Origin of the sequence: Nonomuraea candida (assembly GCF_000725485.1) — a bacterium.
GTDB classification, from domain to species: domain Bacteria; phylum Actinomycetota; class Actinomycetes; order Streptosporangiales; family Streptosporangiaceae; genus Nonomuraea; species Nonomuraea candida.
Map to the genome: position 1 here is coordinate 198779 of NZ_JOAG01000019.1, position 16251 is coordinate 215029.

General features: G+C 70.7%; 18 protein-coding genes. 10 read left to right on the forward strand and 8 right to left on the reverse strand.

The features are described 5' to 3' along the window. The first annotated feature begins 92 nt into the window (after window positions 1-92). Window positions 93-470, forward strand: coding sequence for a VOC family protein (locus tag IO39_RS20040; RefSeq protein WP_043625139.1), 378 nt, complete (start codon window positions 93-95; stop codon window positions 468-470). Between the two features lie 159 nt (window positions 471-629). Here IO39_RS20040 and IO39_RS59420 read toward each other — a convergent pair whose 3' ends face one another. Then, window positions 630-950 carry a cation transporter gene (locus IO39_RS59420; protein ID WP_043625143.1) on the reverse strand — a complete coding sequence of 107 codons (321 nt, stop codon included), beginning with the start codon at window positions 948-950 and terminating at the stop codon, window positions 630-632. Window positions 951-1071: 121 nt separating this feature from the next. Between IO39_RS59420 and IO39_RS20050 the strand changes: the two genes are divergently transcribed. Together IO39_RS20050 and IO39_RS20055 are read left to right on the forward strand one after the other, a co-directional pair. Further along, window positions 1072-1617 (forward strand): type 1 glutamine amidotransferase domain-containing protein, encoded by a 546-nt coding sequence (locus IO39_RS20050; RefSeq protein ID WP_043625146.1) that lies wholly within the window; start codon window positions 1072-1074, stop codon window positions 1615-1617. Window positions 1618-1907: 290 nt separating this feature from the next. Continuing rightward, window positions 1908-3443 carry an amino acid permease gene (locus IO39_RS20055; protein WP_043625149.1) on the forward strand — a complete coding sequence of 512 codons (1536 nt, stop codon included), beginning with the start codon at window positions 1908-1910 and terminating at the stop codon, window positions 3441-3443. Between the two features lie 50 nt (window positions 3444-3493). On the opposite strand, the gene IO39_RS20060 is transcribed toward IO39_RS20055, so the two are convergent. Further along, a complete protein-coding gene (locus IO39_RS20060; protein ID WP_052423098.1) occupies window positions 3494-4999 on the reverse strand; it encodes an alpha/beta fold hydrolase in 1506 nt (501 codons plus the stop codon). A gap of 277 nt (window positions 5000-5276) precedes the next feature. Next, complete coding sequence (lipB, locus tag IO39_RS20065; RefSeq protein WP_052423099.1) at window positions 5277-5915, reverse strand: lipoyl(octanoyl) transferase LipB; 639 nt, start codon at window positions 5913-5915, stop codon at window positions 5277-5279. A 176-nt stretch (window positions 5916-6091) separates the two neighbouring features. Here lipB and IO39_RS20070 point away from each other — a divergent pair, with 176 nt between their 5' ends. Together IO39_RS20070 and IO39_RS20075 are read left to right on the forward strand one after the other, a co-directional pair. Next, window positions 6092-7333: an AAA family ATPase gene (locus tag IO39_RS20070; protein ID WP_043625151.1), complete on the forward strand. Its 1242-nt coding sequence runs from the start codon at window positions 6092-6094 to the stop codon at window positions 7331-7333. 74 nt (window positions 7334-7407) lie between these two features. Then, a complete protein-coding gene (locus tag IO39_RS20075) occupies window positions 7408-8049 on the forward strand; it encodes an RloB family protein (RefSeq protein ID WP_043625154.1) in 642 nt (213 codons plus the stop codon). Between the two features lie 134 nt (window positions 8050-8183). Here the strand turns inward: IO39_RS20075 and IO39_RS20080 are convergent, their stop codons facing one another. From IO39_RS20080 to IO39_RS20090, 3 genes are all read right to left on the reverse strand, one after another. Beyond that, window positions 8184-8375 (reverse strand): PspC domain-containing protein, encoded by a 192-nt coding sequence (locus IO39_RS20080; RefSeq protein WP_043625157.1) that lies wholly within the window; start codon window positions 8373-8375, stop codon window positions 8184-8186. Between the two features lie 65 nt (window positions 8376-8440). Next, complete coding sequence (locus tag IO39_RS20085) at window positions 8441-8947, reverse strand: HAD domain-containing protein (protein ID WP_043625160.1); 507 nt, start codon at window positions 8945-8947, stop codon at window positions 8441-8443. Further along, window positions 8944-9861 carry an AraC family transcriptional regulator gene (locus IO39_RS20090; RefSeq protein WP_043625164.1) on the reverse strand — a complete coding sequence of 306 codons (918 nt, stop codon included), beginning with the start codon at window positions 9859-9861 and terminating at the stop codon, window positions 8944-8946. Before IO39_RS20090 ends, IO39_RS20085 begins: the two co-directional genes overlap by 4 nt. A gap of 74 nt (window positions 9862-9935) precedes the next feature. Between IO39_RS20090 and IO39_RS20095 the strand changes: the two genes are divergently transcribed. Both IO39_RS20095 and IO39_RS20100 read left to right on the forward strand, forming a co-directional pair. Then, window positions 9936-10748, forward strand: a complete 813-nt coding sequence (locus IO39_RS20095; RefSeq protein ID WP_043625166.1) for an NmrA family NAD(P)-binding protein — start codon at window positions 9936-9938, stop codon at window positions 10746-10748. 206 nt (window positions 10749-10954) lie between these two features. Further along, on the forward strand, window positions 10955-11785 hold the full coding sequence (locus tag IO39_RS20100; RefSeq protein WP_063765309.1) for an undecaprenyl-diphosphate phosphatase: 831 nt from the start codon (window positions 10955-10957) through the stop codon (window positions 11783-11785). On the opposite strand, the gene IO39_RS20105 is transcribed toward IO39_RS20100, so the two are convergent. Further along, window positions 11754-12446 carry a hypothetical protein gene (locus IO39_RS20105; protein ID WP_043625168.1) on the reverse strand — a complete coding sequence of 231 codons (693 nt, stop codon included), beginning with the start codon at window positions 12444-12446 and terminating at the stop codon, window positions 11754-11756. The two genes, IO39_RS20100 and IO39_RS20105, sit on opposite strands and share 32 nt — an antisense overlap. Before the next feature lie 224 nt (window positions 12447-12670). On the opposite strand from IO39_RS20105, the gene IO39_RS20110 reads away from it, so the two are divergent. The 3 genes from IO39_RS20110 (at window position 12671) to IO39_RS20120 (ending at window position 15619) form a co-directional block, all read left to right on the forward strand. Beyond that, the gene (locus IO39_RS20110) at window positions 12671-13750 is read left to right on the forward strand and encodes a sensor histidine kinase (RefSeq protein WP_052423100.1); all 1080 of its coding nucleotides are present in this window, start codon (window positions 12671-12673) and stop codon (window positions 13748-13750) included. Between the two features lie 99 nt (window positions 13751-13849). After that, the gene (locus IO39_RS20115) at window positions 13850-14443 is read left to right on the forward strand and encodes a response regulator transcription factor (RefSeq protein WP_043625172.1); all 594 of its coding nucleotides are present in this window, start codon (window positions 13850-13852) and stop codon (window positions 14441-14443) included. Between the two features lie 45 nt (window positions 14444-14488). Further along, a complete protein-coding gene (locus IO39_RS20120; RefSeq protein WP_052423101.1) occupies window positions 14489-15619 on the forward strand; it encodes an AF_0692 family protein in 1131 nt (376 codons plus the stop codon). 145 nt (window positions 15620-15764) lie between these two features. Here the strand turns inward: IO39_RS20120 and IO39_RS20125 are convergent, their stop codons facing one another. Further along, on the reverse strand, window positions 15765-16241 hold the full coding sequence (locus tag IO39_RS20125; RefSeq protein WP_043625175.1) for a hypothetical protein: 477 nt from the start codon (window positions 16239-16241) through the stop codon (window positions 15765-15767). Window positions 16242-16251 lie beyond the last annotated feature (10 nt).

The following is a 16251-nucleotide window of genomic DNA, read 5'->3' on the forward strand; positions in this document are numbered from 1 at the left end:
CCCGGTACGGTCGCGAAAGTGTTCTCACTGCCGGGAGCCCGCGAGATCCGTGCGCCCCCGGCAGGTCCTCACGCGGAGAGTAGGTTTCATCGATGGCATGCCGTATCAGTGAGCTGGTGCTCCAGTGCCGGGACCCCGAGGCGCTGGCGCGGTTCTGGTGCGAGGTCCTGGACTTCGTCGAGCTCGACCGCGAAGAGGACGGCATCGAGATCGGCCCCCGCGAGGGGTTCGGCGGCCCGCAGCCGACGATCATCCTCAGCCGCAGCGACGAGCCGAGGACCGGCAACCTCCGGCTGCACATCGACGTCAACCCCACCGACCGCGACCAGGCCGCCGAGCTCGAACGCCTCCTGTCCATCGGGGCCAGGCCCGCCGACGTCGGCCAGACCGGGCAGGAGCCCTGGCACGTGCTCGTCGACCCGGAAGGCAACGAGTTCTGCCTGCTCAGGGCCCGCCTCAACCCCCTCTGACACCTCCGCCGGCGGCCCTCCCCGGCGCCCGGGCGGCGGCCCTCCCCGGCGCCCGGGCGGCGGCCCTCCCCGGCGCCCGGGCGGCGGCCCTCCCCGGCGCCCGGGCGGCGGGCGCGGAAGGCGGCTGCCGCCGCCTGCGGAAGGCGGCCGCCGCCGCTGTCAGTGGCAGGCGCCCGAGCCGCAGCAGGACGACCCGCCCGCCTGCGGCAACAACTCGATCCCGTCGGCCGGCCCGATCCCCCCGGCCGGGGCGGCCTCACCGGCCGGCGTGACCCGGCCCACCGGCTCATATCCGGCCTCGACCACGGCGGCGTCGATCAGCGCGGCGTCGATCGGCGCCGCGCTCGTCACGGTCACGGCCCCGGCCGCCAGATCGACCTCGACCCCGCTCACCCCGGCGACCTTGCCCACCTCGGCGGTCACGGCGCTGACGCAGTGACCGCAGGTCATGCCCTCGACCTGATACGTCGCGACAGTCATCGGCTCACTCCTCACTCTTGATCCTTCCATCTGCACTATATACCCCCCAGGGGTAAACGCGCATACATCGGCACCCAGCGGTTAGAGGGGTGGAAAACGCGGACCAAGGGGGAGAGTTCCCATGCTGGACGGCAAGACCATCGCTTTCCTGGTCGCTCCAGAAGGAGTCGAGCAGGTGGAGCTCACGGAGCCGTGGAAGGCGGTCAAGCAGGCGGGCGGCACGCCCCGGCTGGTCTCGACCGCCCCCGGCCAGGTCCAGGGGTTCAACCACCTGGACAAGGCGGACCGGTTCGCCGTCGACGACACGGTGGACGACGCCGACCCGGCCTCCTTCGACGGCCTCGTCCTGCCCGGCGGCGTGGCCAACCCCGACTTCCTGCGTACGGTGCCGCAGGCCGTGCGCTTCGCCCGCGCCTTCTTCGACTCGGGCAAGCCGGTGGCCGCCATCTGCCACGCGCCGTGGACGCTGGTCGAGGCGGACGTCGTACGCGGACGTACGCTGACGTCCTGGCCCAGCCTCCAGACCGACCTGCGCAACGCCGGCGCGACCTGGGTGGACAAGGAGGTCGTGGTCGACACCGAAGGCCCGAACACGCTGGTCACCAGCCGCAAGCCGGACGACCTCAAGGCGTTCTGCCAGGCCGCCATGGACGCCTTCGGCAACTGACCCGGCCACCGGCGCCGCCGGCCCCCACCGACCCGGCAGCATGCGCCTGCGGCGACCGCCGGTCCGGCGGTCCGGCGGTCCGGCGGCCGGCGCGGCGGTCCGGCGGTCCGGCGGTCGGCGGTCGGCGCGGCGGTCCCTCGCGTTCACGGTGGTCTCCTCCGTCCCGGTGGGGACCACCCTCCCGCCTGACGGCATCGAAACCCGCCGGTAACGCCTTGTCCCCTGGGCAGAAATGGTCTAGACGTAGACCAAAAGAGAGAGCGTCCTCCGCGCCCCCCAGGGAGACCTCAATGACCGCTGGACCCGAAGAGGATTCCAAACGACTCGCCGAGCTCGGTTACAAGCAGGAGCTGGCCCGCACCTGGAGCGGCTTCTCCAACTTCGCCATCTCCTTCTCGATCATCTCCATCCTCGCCGGCTGCTTCACCACCTTCGGACAGGCCTGGAACAACGGCGGCCCCATCGCCATCTCCTGGGGCTGGCCGCTGATCTCCGTGTTCATCCTGATCATCGGGTTCTGCATGTCGGAGCTGGTCTCCGCGTACCCGACGGCGGGCGGCATCTACTGGTGGGCCGCCAAGCTGGGCAAGCCGATCCACGGCTGGTTCACCGGCTGGCTCAACCTGATCGGCCTCATCGCCGTCACCGCGTCCGTCGACTACGGCTGCGCGACGTTCCTCAACATCACCCTCAACCGGCTGACCGGCGGCGCCTGGGAGGGCACGCTCCCGCAGGCGTTCCTGCTGTTCGTGATCGTGCTGGCGCTGCACGCCCTGATCAACGTCTACAGCCACCGGCTGATCTCGCTGCTGCAGAACGTCTCGGTCTGGTGGCACGTGGCGGGCGCCGCGATCGTGGTCGCCATCCTGGTCTTCGCCCCGTCCGAGCACCAGTCGCTCGGCTTCGTCTTCGGCGGCACGAACAACAACTCGGGCTTCGGCGACGGCTCCGACGGGCTGCCCTTCTGGCTGTACGTGCTCCCGCTCGGCTTCCTGCTCACCCAGTACACGATCACCGGCTTCGACGCCTGCGCGCACGTCTCGGAGGAGACCCAGGGCGCGGCCAGGAGCGCGGCGCGCGGCCTGTGGCAGTCGATCTTCTACTCGGCCATCGGCGGCTGGATCCTGCTGCTGTCGTTCCTGTTCGCCGCCACGAACGTGGACGAGATCAACAAGCAGGGCGGCTTCGTCGGCGCGATCTTCGAGACCGCGCTGTCCTCCCCGCTCGCCACCGCCATCTTCGCGATCTCCACGATCGGCCAGTTCTTCTGCGGCATGAGCTGCGTGACGTCGATGTCGCGGATGACGTACGCGTTCTCGCGTGACGGGGCGGTGCCCGGCTGGCGGCTGTGGTCGAAGGTGGACCGCAACCGCACCCCGGTCAACGCGATCATCGCCGGCTGCGTCGCGGCCGCGCTGATCACCCTGCCGGCCCTCTACGCCCCCGCCGGCCTGACCACGCCGGTCGCCTTCTACGCCGTCGTCTCGATCGCGGTCATCGGCCTCTACCTGGCCTTCCTCATCCCCATCTGGCTCCGGCTGCGGATGGGCGACGCGTTCGTGCCCGGCCCCTGGACGCTGGGCCGGAAGTACAAGGCGCTGTGCTGGATCGCCTGCGTCGAGATCGTCATCGTCTCGGTCTACTTCGTGATGCCGTTCTCGCCGGCCGGCGTGCCGGGCAACGAGGACTTCACCTGGACGTCGGTCAACTACGCGCCCATCGCGGTGGGCGTGGTGCTGATCGGGATCGCCCTGTGGTGGGTCCTGTCGGCCCGGCACTGGTTCACCGGGCCCCGCCGCACGATCGACGAGGTCCCGGCCGCCTGACCGTCACGGGTACGGGTCCCGGCGCGGGGCCCGTACCCGATGGTCCGGCCTCAGCGCAGCGCGGTCACCGGGCCGCCCCAGCTGAGGCGGTCCGTCGGCCACTTGTGCGACTGGGAGTCACGCTTGAGCGTGTTCTCCTCGGGCGTGCCCACGGCGCAGCGGGTGCCGTGCGGCGGAACCTTCACCGAGATCAGGTACTCGTCGATGATGTCCGTCTGGCACTTGTCCTTGCCGTAGATGCGGTGGCCCCAGCCCTCGTACGTGAGCAGCACGGCCTTCGGCCCGAGCTGGCGGGCGGCGTTCGCCGACCAGATCCACGGCGTGGCCGGGTCGTGCAGCGAGTTGCCGAGCAGCAGCGGGGCGTCGCCGGTGTACTTGAGCCGGTGCGGCGGGTTGGTGGTCGGGTAGTTCATGCAGATGGGCATATCGTCCGTCGGGTACGGGTGATACCGCGTGTCCGGCGCCAACTTGCTGTTGACGGCCATCAGCGCGGCGTACTCGGCGTAGTTGCGCACCTTGAGGTTGTAGTCCTGGCAGAGGATGGCCGTCGGCAGGTAGGCGACGTCACCCTCCACGGGCCCGCGGCCGGGCAGCGGCGGCACCCAGTCCGGCGGCTCCCCGCCGGCCAGCCAGTTGATCGTCTGGCTGAGCGTGCGCCAGTCGGGCCCCTCGTTGCCCAGCGCGGCGTTGTAGATGACCTGCAGCTCGGTCATCTTCTGGCCGGTGCTCGGGTAGACGAGCTCGCCGCGCCGCGCCTTGGCCAGCAGGTCCTTCCAGATCGCGCGGATGTCCTTGCCGTGCAGGACGCAGCTCGGGTCCTGCTCGCACCAGCCGACGAACTGGTCGAACGCGTCCTCGACGGCGATCGCCTCGGTGGTGAGGAAGCCCGCGACGCCGAGGCTGTGGTCCATGTTGCTGTCGAGGGCCAGGGCCCTGACGCGGTCCGGGAACAGCTCGGCGTACATCTGGCCCATCAGGGTGCCGTACGAGATGCCGTAGTAGGTGAGCTTCTCCTCACCGAGCGCGGCGCGCAGGGCGTCCATGTCCCTGGCGACGTCCACGGAGTCGACGTGGTCGTACAGCGGGCCGGTGCGCTCCCGGCAGTCCTGGTGCAGCTTCTTGGTGAAGGCGTTCCAGGCGTCGAAGTCGGCCTGGCTCCTCATCACGGTGTGCGGCATCTGGTTGTAGACCGAGGCCGAGCAGATCAGCGGGTTGCTGCGACCCACACCCCGAGGGTCGAAGCCGACGATGTCGAACCGCCGCTGCAGCTCCTCGGTGTACGAGCCGGGCGCCCCGTAGACGGCCTCGACCCCCGACCCGCCGGGACCGCCCGGGTTGATCACCAGGGAGCCGATCCGCGCCGCGGGGTCGGTGGCCTTGCGCCGGGCCACGGCGATGTCGACGGTGGGCCCGTCGGGCTTGGACCAGTCGATCGGCACGGTCAGCTTGCCGCACTCGGCGCTGGGCTCCTCTTCACAGGGCGCCCATGCGATGCCGCCCGTGACGGCCTCCCGCGTCTCCGCGTTGGCCGTCGAGACGGACGACAGTGTCGCCATCGCCACTAAGGCGGCGGCGAGCAAAGAGAACTTCCTTCGCACAATGCTCCAATCTTCAGTCGATCCCCCCGTGGGGCGTGCGACCAGATCGGATCATTGCCTATCCAACCCAACGAACGGGCCGAAACCACAAGATTCCATCCCGTCAATGACTGCGAACGTCAGGGCACCACGTCGACCGCCAGGGCACCACGTCGAACACCACGCCGACCGTCAGGGCGCCGCTTCGAACACCACGCCGACCGCCAGGGCACCGCTTCGAACACCACGCCGACCGTCAGGGCGCCGCTTCGAACGCCTCCGCGACCACCTCGCGCACCTCCGCCATCGAGGCGTCTCCCAGCTCGCGCTTGAGCGAGGTCATGTCCACGTCGGGCATCCCGCAGGCCACGGCCCAGTTCCACGGCGTCAGGTCACCGTCGACGTTGAGCGCGAACCCGTGGCTGGTCACCCCCCGGCTCTGCCGCATCCCGATGGAGATGATCTTGCGCCCGGTCTCGGCGGTCCAGACCCCGGTGAGCAGCTCGGACCCGGGCGGCGTGTCGCGCCGCTCGGCCGGCAGCCCCAGCTTGCCCAGCGCCTCCACCAGCCGCAGCTCCACCTCGCGCACGTAGTCGACGATCCCCTCGCCCTCGTCCAGCTTGACGATCAGGTAGCCGACGAGCTGGCCGGGACCGTGGTAGGTGAGCTGGCCACCCCGGCCCGTCTCGACGACGGGGATGCCACGCGTGGGGTCGGGCAGGTGGGAGAGCGGGGTGCGGCGCCCGATGGTGTAGACGGACGGGTGGCTGAGCAGCCAGAGCGTGTCCGGCCGCTCGTCCCGTTGGCGCTGCCCGACCAGGTCGGTCATGCGCTCCATCGCCTTGTCGTAGTCGACGAGCTCATCCTGGATGAGCGTCAGCGGCCTTGCCCTCATGCTTCGAGGATATGCCGCCTTATCCACCCACCCGTCCGGGGCGTCCCCCCACCCCGGCCGCCCGCACCGACGACAAGGCCAAGGCGATCACCTGGCATCCGCCAGAAGCTCATACGCGTAGAAAATCTGCACAGTTGGCCTTAAGATGGATTGGTCGATCAGTCTGGGGGCTCGTCGTGCTACTTCGGTTCAGAGGATCCAACCACAGGTCGTTCCGTGACGAGTTCGAGGTCTGGCTGGCCGCGAGCAAGTTCAACCAGGGAACGCGTCGTCCCGCCGGCCTGGCCGAGGACCCCGAGCTGGCCTACCTGCCGACCACCGCGATCTACGGGTCGAACGCGTCGGGGAAGTCGAACGTCCTGCATGCCGTCCGCTGGATGCGGCAGGCCGTGTTGCACAGCGTGCACGGCTGGTCCGCCCTCGACAAGATCCCCCGTGAGCCGTACGAGCTCGACGCGGCGGCCCGCGCGGACGCCTCTCTCTTCGAGGTGGACATCGTTCTGGACGGTGACCGCTATGTCTACGGCTTCGAATTGTCCGACGAGCAGGTAGAGGCCGAATGGTTGCACGCCTACCCTGGCGGCCAGGCCCGCCGGCAGGTCTGGTTCGAACGCGACGCCGATTCCGGCGATCCGTTCTCCTTCCCGGGCGAAGGGCTGAAAGGGCCGAAGGAGAGCCTGGTCTCCCAGACCCGCCCCAACGCCCTGTTCCTCACGGTGGCCGCCGCTTTCAACCATCCGCACCTCAAGCCGATCCATGACTGGTTCAGGCACAACCTCTGGTGGATCAGCCCCGGCCGGGACTTCGAGGAACGTCAGAGCTTCACGCGCAAGATGCTGGACGACCCGCGACAGCGCGCCCGGATCATCGACCTGCTCAAGGTCGCCGATCTCGGCATCGTCGGGACCGAGGTCGACAGCCTGTCCGGCGAGCTCCGGCTCCTCCACAACGGCCCTGCGGGGCCGGTCCCGTTGAGCTACGAGCGGCAGGAGTCCATGGGGACACGCTCCTGGTTCGCGTTCGTGGGCCCCGTCCTCACCGCTCTCGACCGGGGGGCGGTCCTCCTGGTCGACGAACTCGACACCAGCCTGCACCCGCTGTTCGCCGCGGATGTCCTCCGGTTGTTCGCCGACCCGGTGGCCAACGCGCACAACGCCCAACTCGTATGCACGCTCCATGACGTGAGCCTGCTGGGTCGTGCGCACATCATCCAGCCCCTCGAACGCGATCAGGTGCGCATCACCGTCAAGAGTCCGGCCGGGATCTCCAGAATCTACCCCTTGACCGATGCCCGTCCCCGCAAGACCGAAGCCCTCGACCGCAACTACCTCGCGGGCGCCTACGGAGGCGTCCCGACCCTGACCGTCGGCGAGATCGCCGAGACGCTCATCGAATACGGGACGGAGGGGCACGCCTGATGCCCAAGCGCGGTGCACCCGGCGGAACCTCGGCCCCGCGTCCAGGGCCGGGCGAGCGCAGAAAGAACAAGGTTATGTTCATCGTCTGCGAAGGACAGACAGAACGCAGCTACTTTCACCACCTCAATCACCGCTACGGAGCCGAGCACGACTTCCAGATCCAGCTCACTCCGCGCAAGGTCACCGAGGGGCAGCAGTTCAACGGCTACAAGCCCGTTCCGGCTGTGCGCGAGGCCCTGCGCTTCAAGAAGACCACGAAGGGGATCAGGAACACCGAGTTCTGGGTGGTCTTCGACCGCGACGAGAACGAGGACGTCTACGAGGCGTTCCGCCTCGCCCGGCAGAGCGGTGTCAACGTCGCCTTCTCCCATCCGCATTTCGAGTTGTGGCTCTGGCTGCACTTCGCGTCAGGACCGCCCGGCCCGCTCGGTGGCGACCGTACGGTGATCCCGGCGAAACTGCGACGGGTGAAGGAGTTCGGGGACTTCGGAAAGCTCGTCGAGCCCCGCCATTTCGAGGAGTTGATCAAGGAGGGCAGGCAGGAACGGGCGGTCAGCCTGGCTCAGCGTCTCGTCGCAGCCTGCCCGAGCGGCCGCTGCGCCCCGGCGGCCGACCAGGGCGTCTCCGGCCATGCGGCCAACTGCGACGTCCTTCTGCGCGACCCGTCCACCGATGTCCACCTCATCCTCAAGGCTCTCGGGATCGTCAGGCCGTGACGTCATTCGGGGGCCCGGGGCGTCGAGGGGTTAGCTGCCCGCGTCCGGGCCTTCGGACAGGAGCCCTCGGGAGGGTGGGCGTGCACGGCCCACCCCGGAGACGGGCAGGGGCCGGCGTTCCGGCCCACCCGCGGTTACGCGGTGGGGTAGCCCTTGGGCTGGGTGGGGATGATGATCCACATCACGACGTAGACGATCCAGAGCGGTCCCGGGATGAGCGACAGCAGCAGCCAGAGGATCCGTACGAGGGTGGGCGGCAGGCCCATCTTGTCGGCGAGACCGCCGCAGACGCCTGCGATGATCCGGTGCTCACGAGAGCGGTACATGCTGTTCCTCCGTGTGGTTTTCGCGACCTATGAGGGAAACGGACAGCGTGGCCGCAAGACTCCCGTCAGGAACCCTGAGAAAACCCTGTAAGGGTCAGCCATTCATGTGCCATGCCCAGATGTCGGCTGGTCAGTCCCCGCACCGGGTCGACGTGGACGAGCAGGAAATCGCTCAGACCCTGACGCACCCTGAGATACTCCTCGTCCTCCGCCCACACCTGGTCGTCGAACCAGACGAACGGCCGCCGCCCCGCGTACGCCGCCACGTGCGGCGTCTTGAACATCTCCCCGTGCTCGCTCGACACGACGGGACCCATCGTGATGACGGGCAGCGCGGGCAGCCCGATCCTGGGAGCGATCCACTCGTTGGCGTGGTGCTCCCAGGTGGTGGCCCAGACCAGCTCGGAGCCGGTGGTGATGGCCAGGTCGAGCAGGCGGCGGCCGTGCCGGGGGTTGAGGTGCACGGTGTAGACCTCGGCGCCGATCGTGCAGCGGTAGCGCCGGAAGTCGGGCGTGGGGCGGCCCATCGGGTTGAGCACGCCGTCCACGTCGAGCAGGAGCAGGGGTCTCAATGAACGGCCGCCCGATGCTCCTGCGGGCTGATGCCGCGCACCCGCTTGAACGCGGCGCTGAGCGCGAACGGGCTGCCGTAGCCGACCTTCCTGGCCACCGAGCCGACCGTGGCGTCGGGCTCGCGCAGCAGGTCGGCGGCCAGGGCCAGGCGCCAGTCGGTGAGGAAGGCCATCGGCGGCTCGCCGACCAGCTCGGTGAAGCGCCTGGCCAGCGCGGCCCTGGAGACGCCCACCTCGGCGGCCAGGGCGGCGACCGTCCACGGGTGGGCGGGGTTGTTGTGCATCATGCGCATGGCCTTGCCCACCACGGGGTCGCTCATCGCGCGGTACCAGGCGGGCGCCTCGCCGGTGGCGAAGTGGGCCCGCAGCACCGCGATGAGCAGCAGGTCGAGCAGGCGGTCGAGAACCGCCTCCTGGCCGGGCTCGTCCTTGACGATCTCCGCGCCGAGCAGCGTGATGATCGGCCCGCCCGGCTGCACGATCAGCCTCGGCAGCGCTTCGAGCAGCCGCCGGCTGACCTCGCCCTCCATGTTGTACGTCCCGGTGAGCAGCACGGTCTCACCGTCGCGGTCGTTGCCCCAGGTGCGGATGCCCAGGTCCATCGCCTCGTAGACCGACTCGCCGTCGAGCGTGGTGCAGAGCTGGCCGGGGTGGATGACGATCTGCGGCTCGGTGGCGGGGTCGTCGGCCATCACGTACGGCTCCGGCCCCCGGGCGATGCCCACCTGCCCGGGCTCCAGGCGTACGGGCTCGGCCCCGTCGTAGACGATCCACGAGTGGCCCCGCACCTGCGCGATCACCGACAGCGGCGCCTCGTCCTGGACGCGCAGCGACCAGGGCGGATCCAGGATCGAGCGGAGCAGGAAGGCGCCACGCGCCCTCGGGCCGTCGAGTAGCGCCGCGAGCTGGTCCATGGCTAGACGATCGCATATGGGATTGCGCTTCTCAACCATGGAGAGTCTTACCGGTCAGGAGGCTTACTAGACGCATGACGATTCTGATCCTGGGCGGCACGGGCAAGACCGGCCGCCGCATCGCCGACCGGCTCACCACTCTCGGCCTGCCCGTGCGCGTCGGGTCCCGCTCCGCCTCCCCCGCCTTCGACTGGAAGGACCGCGCGACCTGGGAGGCCGCCCTCGATGGCGTCACGGCCGCGTACGTGTCCTACTACCCCGACCTCGCCTTCCCCGGCGCGTACGACGACGTCAAGGCGTTCACCGAGCTGGCCGTGCGCAAGGGCGTGCGCCGGCTGGTCCTGCTGTCCGGCAGGGGCGAGCCGGAGGCGGAGGCCGGCGAGCGCACCGTCCAGGAGTCGGGCGCCGAGTGGACCGTCGTGCGCTGCGCCTTCTTCATGCAGAACTTCAGCGAGGACTTCCTGCTCGGCCCCGTGGTCGAGGGCGTCATCGCGCTGCCCGTCGCCGACATGCCCGAGCCGTTCGTGGACGTGGAGGACATCGCCGAGATCGCCGTGGCGGCCCTGACCGAGGAGGGGCACACCGGCAAGGTGTACGAGCTGACCGGGCCGCGGCTGCTGACCTTCGCCGACGTGGCGGCGGAGCTGTCGGAGGCGACCGGCCGGCCGATCTCGTTCGTGCGGGTGACGCCCGAGGAGTACGTGGCCGGCGCGGTCGCGGCGGGCGTGACCGAGGAGGAGGCGCACGGCCTGGTGGCGCTGTTCGGCGAGGTCCTGGACGGCCGCAACGCCCGCCTGGCGGACGGCGTGCGGCAGGCGCTCGGCCGCCCGGCCCGCGACTTCGCCGGCTTCGCCCGCGCCAACGCCCACGTCTGGAAGGGCCAGTAGAAAGCCGGCTCGCGCCGGATGGCCGGGAGGTGTACCACGGGTTACGGCCGGCCCAACCGGGCAGCTCAGAGCCGCGCCCGAAACGCCCGACATGCCGCCCGCCGGGGCACTTGCCCAGCTCACCGCATTGCGACGACACCTGCCGGGCCCGCGTTTTCCGCTAGCCTCACCCTCGTCACTCCCGCGCGTGCTCGAGAGGTGTAGTCGTGATCGGCTGGCTAGAAGCGGTGGTTCTGGGGTTGATCCAGGGGCTCACGGAGTTCCTGCCGATCTCCTCCAGCGCCCACATCCGGGTGATCCCCGCCCTGGTCGGCTGGCCGGACCCGGGGGCGGCGTTCACGGCCGTGATCCAGCTCGGCACCGAGACGGCCGTGCTCATCTACTTCCGCAAGGAGCTCTGGGAGATCCTTTCGACCTGGACCCGCTCCCTGTTCGTCAAGGAGCTGCGCGGCCACTGGGCGGCCCGCATGGGGTGGTACATCATCGTCGGCACGCTCCCCATCGGCGTGCTCGGCCTGGCGCTGAAGGAGCAGATCGAGTCGCCCTTCCGCGACCTGCGCCTGGTGGGCACCACGCTGATCGTCTTCGCGCTCATCCTCTGGTACGCCGACCACACCGCCCGCAACAAGCTCACCCTGGAGAAGCACCTCAGCTTCACCCACGCCATCGTCTACGGCTTCGCCCAGTCGCTGGCCCTGGTCCCCGGCGTGTCCCGCTCGGGCGGCACCGTGACCGCCGGCCTGCTGCTCGACTACCGCCGCGAGGACGCCGCGAAATACTCGTTCCTGCTGGCCATCCCGGCCGTCCTGGCCTCGGGCCTGCTGGAGATCTTCGAGATCGGCGAGGGCCGCGCGCCCGACTGGGGCCCGACGATCCTGGCCACGGTGATCTCGTTCGTCGTCGGCTACGCGGCGGTGGCCTGGTTCCTGCGTTACATCAGCACCCACCGGTTCACGATCTTCGTCGTCTACCGGATCATCCTCGGCCTCTTCATCATCCTCGCGGTCACCGCGGGCTGGATTCCGGCACAGGGCTGACGGCGGCGGCCCGGTAACAGGACGCCCACGCGTCGTCGCCCATGCGCAGGATCTTCAGCCCGGTCCAGCCCAGGGCGGCGACGGGCGCGGTCCAGAACGGCACCGTGCCCGGCCCGTACGGCACCAGGAACCCGCCCAGATAGCCGGCCGCCACCAGCAGCGGCACCCACCACCCGACGAACCCCGCCCGCCACACCGCCACCGTCAGCAGCGGCAGCCCGATGAAGCCGAGGAACATCCACGGGAGCTGGAACCCGAAGACCACCCCGGGCAGGTTCATCATCTCGTCGAGGATGCGCTGCGCCTCCTCCGGCGCGTAGCGCTGGCCCAGCCACCACTCCACCGGGTCGGTCAGCAGCAGCCCGGAGAGCTGGAGGTAGCCGATCACCGTGAGCACGCCCGACACGTGGCCGAGCACGGTGGCCCGGCGCCTGGTCAGGTGCATCAGGCCGATGACCGCCACGGCCATCAGCATCCAGCTCCAGTGGTAGAGCACGGACTGGGTCTGGGCGAGCGCCGGATCGGCGCCGAAGCTGACCGCCTCCCGGTCGTCGCCCCAGGTGCCGGGGTCGACGACCACGGCGACGGCCTGGAGGAGGGGGGCCACGATCAGCAGCGTGCCCGCTGTGAGGCGGCGGAAGGTCACCTGGTCGTTCAGCATGCGGCCGACCGTAGGCCGCCGCGCCGCCGCACGTCGTCCGCCTGCGGGCCGACCGGCCGTCCCCTGCCCGGATGACGTCAACGACTCCGTCCTGTGCGGCGCGCGGTCACGACGCCGGCTCGCGCGGCGCGTGATCACGAGACGCCGGCTCGTCCACGGCTGCCGCCCTGAGTCGTGACATTCGTCAGGGTTCAGCCGGTGAGCGCCCGGATAAGGTGACGCACATGAAGGGCCGGCTGCGGACCTCCGTCTATCTCGTCGTCCTGGTGTGGCCGGTGGCCGAGTTCCTGGCCGAGTCCCCTCCCGTCGTCCCGGCGGTGCTCGTGGTCGCCGGGGTGGCCTGTTTCGCCCTGCTCTACCTGCGGGTCGTGTGGACGGCCCTGGACCCGCCGCACCGCAACGCCACCCCCTTCGCCCTGGCCGCGCTCTACGCCGTCACGGCCGCCATGGCGCCGCTCCTGGGCGAGATGTGGGTGTTCGCGACGTCGTACTTCCTCATCACCGCGGCCGCCACGGCGCTGCCCGACCGGGCGCTGCTCGGCACGGCCGCGCTCACCATCGGCGGCATCGCGCTCGCGCTGCCCCTGCTCGGCAGCCCGCTCGCCGAGGTGTGGTGGATCCCCCTGCAGACCGCCGTGTTCACCGCCGCCATCCGCGCCTTCCTCCGGCTGAACGCCGCCAACGCGGCCCTGAGCCGGGCCAACGCCGAGGTGGAGCGGCTGGCCGTGGACAACGAGCGGCTGCGCTTCGCCCGCGACCTGCACGACATCCTCGGCCACAGCCTGGCCGTGATGACGGTGAAGAGCCAGCTCGCCGGCCGGCTCGTCACCGCCGACCCCGACCGGGCCAGAGCCGAGATGGACGAGGTGGAGGAGCTGTCCCGGCAGGCGCTGTCCGACGTGCGGGAGGCCATCGCGGGCTACCGCGACCTGTCGCTGCCCGGCGAGCTGGACGGCGCGCGGCGCGCCCTGTCCGCGGCGGGCGTGCGGCTGGAGGTGACGGCCGCGCCGCTGCCCGCCGACCTCGAACCGGTGCTGGCGTGGGTGGTGCGCGAAGGGGCGACGAACGTCGTACGGCACAGCGGCGCCCGCCACTGCCGCATCCGGCTGGGGGTGGCGGACGGGCACGCGTACGCCGAGGTGCGCGACGACGGACGCGGCGCGGCGGCGACCGCCACGGGCGGGAACGGCCTGCGCGGCCTCGAAGAACGCGTCCGCCTCGCCGGCGGCGCCCTCCACGCCGGCCCCACCGGCGACGGCGGCTTCCTGCTCCGCGCCCGCGTACCCGTGACAGGCGAGCCATGAACCGGCTCCCCCCTGAACACCCGCGTACCCCGCCGACAGCAGGTGAGACATGAACCGACTCCCCCTGAGCATCCGGAGCCACCTGGCGGCGGGTGCGGCGTGATCCGGGTCCTGCTGGCCGACGACCAGCATCTCGTGCGCGAGGCGCTGGCGGCGCTGCTCGCCCTGGAGCCGGACCTCGAGGTCGTCGGCCAGGTGAGCCGCGGCGACGAGGTGGCCGGCGCGGTCTCCGCGCTGCGGCCGGACGTCGTGCTGCTCGACATCGAGATGCCCGGCCGCGACGGCCTCACGGTGGCGGCCGGGCTGCCGGGCGTACGGGTGATCATCCTGACCACGTTCGGCCGCCCCGGGTACCTGCGGCGCGCCATGGACGCCGGCGTCGCCGGTTACGTGGTCAAGGACGCCAGGGCCGGCGAGCTGGCCGACGCCGTGCGGCGGGTGCACGCCGGAGGGCGGGTCTTCGACCGCAAGCTGGCCGCCGCCAGCCTCTCCGCCGGGACGAACCCGCTCACGAGCCGCGAACGCGACGTGCTGCGCGCCGCCACCGAGGGCGGCACCATCGCCGACATCGCCCGCCGCCTCTACCTGTCGGACGGCACCGTACGCAACTATCTCTCCTCCGCCATCGGCAAGCTCGGCGCCCGCAACCGCGCCGAGGCCGCCCGCACCGCCGAGAGCAAGGGCTGGCTCTGACGAACGTCACTACCGGCGCCGTCACCTCGCCACGAGGCTGGGGACATGGGAAAACGCATCGCGCCCGCGATCGGGCTCTTCCTGCTGTCACCGCTGATCGGTGAGTTCCTGCTGGGCAACCTGCCCGTCACCATGCTGTTCGCGCTCATCACCCTGGCCCCGCTGTACGGCGGCGGCGCGCTGCTCATCCGCGAGCTGGCCCGGCGCCGGGGCGTGGGCTGGCCGGGCATCGTGCTGCTCGCCGTCGCCTACGCCCTGCTGGAGGAGGGCCTGGTGACCCGCTCCCTCTTCAACCCGGGGTACGCCGGGATGGACCTGACCCAGTACGCCTGGCTCCCCGGGATCGGCGTCAGCGCCTGGTGGACGGCCTTCGTGCTGGGCGGCGTACACGCCGTGGGCAGCATCTGCGTGCCCATCGCCGTCATGGAGGCGACGACGCCGGCCAGGGCCACCGAGCCGTGGCTGCGCCTGCCCGGCCTGGTGGTGGCCGGGGTGCTGTTCGTGCTGGGAGCCGTGGGCAGCGCCCTGGTGGACCCGGCCGCGCACCAGCCCTCCGTCACCCAGCTCGCCATCCAGCTCGCCGCCGTGCTTCTTCCGGCCGCCCTGCTGATCCTCCTCGCCCTGCGCATCCGCCCCCCGGCCACCAGACCGTCCCTCCCGGCATCCGCCTTTGACAGCAGGTCGCCGCTTCCGGCCTCCGCCCCTGACGGATCGCCGCTTCCGGCCTCCGCCCCTGGCGGATCGCCGCTTCCGGCCTCCGGCAGCCTCGCCGAGTCCCCGGGGCGGGCGCCGGGGCCGTGGGTGACGCTCGGGTTCTCGCTGGTGGCGGCGGGCGCCTTCTGGGCGGCCACGCTGGCCCTCGACGCGCTCGGCGCCTGGCTCGTCCTGGCGATCTACCTCGCCGTGTACGCCGTCGCCGCCGTGCTCGTCACCCGCTGGTCCCGCCGGCCGGGCTGGGGCCCGGGGCAACGCTTCGCGCTGGCGGCGGGCGGGGTGCTCACGTACGCCTGGCACGGCTTCCCGCAACCGCCGGCCGTACCGGTCGCGCCGGAGATCGACCTGGCCGGCAACGCCGCCTTCGCCCTCGCCGCCGTCACCCTGCTCTGCCTGACCGCCACCCGGCTGCGACGTGCCGGCCGCTCAATCCCTTCAGCAGCACCAGCCGGCTCGGCCTGACCCCGGAAGGCGCGGACGGCTCGTCGAGATCCTCGCCACATCCGCTCGGCCGGCCGCCACCGGCCTCATCACCGGGCCATGCGCCTGCGCCGAAGGCTCAGCAGACAGCGATGGCGCAGGCTCCGCCCTCGCCATCGCTGAGGCATCACCGGTCCCGGGAGGCTCGGCAGTCACCGCATAACTCGACCACGGTGATCCCGTTCTGCTTCAGCTCCTGTTCCGCTTCACGCCAGTCCGAGTCCGCGCAGTTCACCACGACCGCCTGACGCCCGTCTGCCACGACCGTCGCCACGAACTTGTGATCAGACGGGTCGAACGCCCGCAAGCCCTCCGGGACCTCCTCGAACGAGCCGCGACCGTCCGGAGTTATGTCAACCCTGTGCACGTGACGGCGGTCTGCCTGCCGATGATGCAGATGAAGGAAGAAGCGGTCTCCGACCCCCGGCTGTCCTTTGAAGGAGCAGTATCTCTCGTACTCCTCGAAGATGAGCCAGGAGCTGTCGAGCACGACGATCCCGCGGCTCTCCGTGTGCTCCAGCAGCGCGATGGCCGACTCCACACAGGCGGAACCCACGTGATGGGCTTTCCCGTTCGCCACGATCAGTACGTTGGTGTCGATCACGACACGCGCG